At 37.6% G+C, this 2,295-nt stretch carries 3 protein-coding genes; all 3 read left to right on the top strand.

Features of this window, described 5'->3' with window-relative positions; translation table 11 throughout:
- Positions 1–205, top strand: a 205-nt coding sequence (locus NZM05_12505) for a hypothetical protein (GenBank protein ID MCS7014435.1), incomplete at its 5' end; no start/stop codon positions are given.
- Positions 206–223: 18 nt separating this feature from the next.
- Complete coding sequence (locus NZM05_12510) at positions 224–1,669, top strand: UvrD-helicase domain-containing protein (GenBank protein ID MCS7014436.1); 1,446 nt, start codon at positions 224–226, stop codon at positions 1,667–1,669.
- Positions 1,670–1,762: 93 nt separating this feature from the next.
- Positions 1,763–2,083, top strand: a complete 321-nt coding sequence (locus tag NZM05_12515) for a DUF1874 domain-containing protein (GenBank protein MCS7014437.1) — start codon at positions 1,763–1,765, stop codon at positions 2,081–2,083.
- The last annotated feature ends 212 nt before the right edge of the window (positions 2,084–2,295 follow it).

Consider the following 2,295-nt stretch of genomic DNA (forward strand, 5'->3'; position numbering starts at 1 on the left):
GTTTAAGGGGTATGGTATCTATAGGAGCACAAAAGCGATATGGAACTGGGAGAGCAGTGCTGAGCTGAAAACAGTGCAAGTCAGGGTTGCCACAAAAAAAAAAATTTTGAAACTTTGTATAAAAGAAAGTGCAAAAGTAAACAGCGCATGCCTCAATAAGGCAGCGCAGATACAAACAAAGATACAAAACAAGACAAACAAGTAAACAGGAGAAAAAAAAAATATGGTTTTTTCAGAATATCAACAGAGAATTTTTGAAGCTGTCAAGAGTTCAGAGGGAAACATTCTTGTTGACGCTGTTGCGGGCAGCGGAAAAACAACAACAATCATTGAAGCTCTCAAGTATGTTCCAAGTTCTGCTCAAGTCTTAGTATGTGCTTTTAATAAGCGCATTCAGGAAGAATTACAAAAGCGCACAAATTTGCAAAATGTAAAAATTCAGACTCTTCACTCAGCAGGCTATTCTACTTTTCCTCAATCGATTCGCAAAAAACAGTTAAAGCAAAACAAGTATAAAATCATTGCATATGACATGTTTTCTCATGTCATTGAATTAACTGAAAAAGACAAAGAAAGCATTGACGAACTGGCTGCTCTTTTTGAATTATGGTTGCTTCAGGGTCAAATTGATGTAACTTCTGAGTTTCTCTCAGAGTTCAGTGATGTGCCCAATCTTTCTGTTGCAGGACGTGTGTTTGATGCAAATGAAGTTCAGGTTTTTTTTAAGAAGCTTGTCGAAAGAGCTGTTGAAGACAAGTATATTTCATTCATTGATATGATATGGTTTCCTGTTCAGCTTGATTTCAAGACCCCCAAGTACGATTACATTTTTGTAGATGAAGCACAAGATTTATCTCCACTTTCCATGCAGCTTATTGAGCGATTTGCTCATGACTCTACACGTTTTGTTTTTGTTGGAGACTCACGTCAAGCAATCTACGGTTTTGCCGGAGCAGATATTAATAGTATCGATAACATTAGACAAAAATTCTTTCCTGCTGAGCTAGATCTGCCTGTAAATTATCGCTGCGGCAAGTCTCATATTGAACTTGCTAGAACAATTAACCCCAAGATCGTTCCTCATGAAAATGCCGAGACAGGGGCAGTTCATTTCGTGCCCTATCCTGAGTTTTTAAGCAGAGATATCGATTCAGCCATGATAATCTGCAGAACCAATGCGCCGTTGGTTAACATTGCGTTTTCCCTCATCAAAAAGGGAAAAAATGCGAAATATGCTGGCGAAGATGTTTTGAATAAAATCCTGTCAGTATTTTATAGATTTAAGTTTGCCCCATTTCACAACTTGAGCGAACTTATTATTAATTATTTTGATGAAAAAATTTCTAACACAAGAAATGATATGAAAAAAACATATTTTTCTGACTTAAAAGAAGTATGTTTAATGTTTGTAGAAAACGCCCCCTGTGATACAGTGAAAGACCTAATCAAATTTATTTATAAGTTTTTTGAAGAAAAACAAAGTGCTTCGATTTATCTTAGCTCGATCCATCGAGCTAAGGGATTGGAGCATGAAAATGTTTACTTTATTTTCCCTGAGCTTATTCCACATCCTAAGGCGAAGGGGGTTGCTCTTATGCAGGAGCAAAATCTCTTGTATATCGCTTATACCAGAGCAAAAAAGAACCTTTACATTGTGACGAAAGTGTGATTTTCCACGCCGTTGCCTTTTTTTCAGAAAGGCAACGGCATATGAAAAATTTAGAAAATAAAAAAAAATAAAAAAAAAGAAAGGAGAAAAGAAATGCTATATCTTACATGCACGTTCTCGCCTCAAATGTTGCGCAAAGGCTCAAGCGCAACCATTGAAGAGATCGAACTAGAACAAGCTATCTGGGAACTGAACCAAGAGGATTTTAAGTCCGCTGTTCGGAAAGAAAGTTCGGCAGCGGTTTTAAGTGCATTGTTGAAGCGATACGTGCCCCATGGGAGAGTGTCGCTTCAGCTTGAACCTGGCGATAATGTAATTGTTATTATGTCTTCGTTCAATCCTGGAAGCAGCGAGTTTTCTCGAGAAGATGTGCTCTCGATGCCGGTCCGGGTCTTCAAGGTGCAAGTGTATTGAAAAAAAATCAAAGTTAGTTTTCACCATTTAGGGACTGCTTTCACGCAGTCCCTTTTTTTATTTGTTTTTTTTTAAGCAATCGGAACGTTCTATGCTGACAGCAAAAAAAAATTGGGTACAGAATTGGACAATGTAGCAGGAGAAAAGAGTATAAGAGGAAAGGGAGAGAGTATCTATTCTGTGCAAGGTAATATCTATTTTGTCTGTGTGAA

This window comes from Chloroherpetonaceae bacterium, assembly GCA_025056565.1.
Taxonomy (GTDB): domain Bacteria; phylum Bacteroidota; class Chlorobiia; order Chlorobiales; family Thermochlorobacteraceae; genus Thermochlorobacter.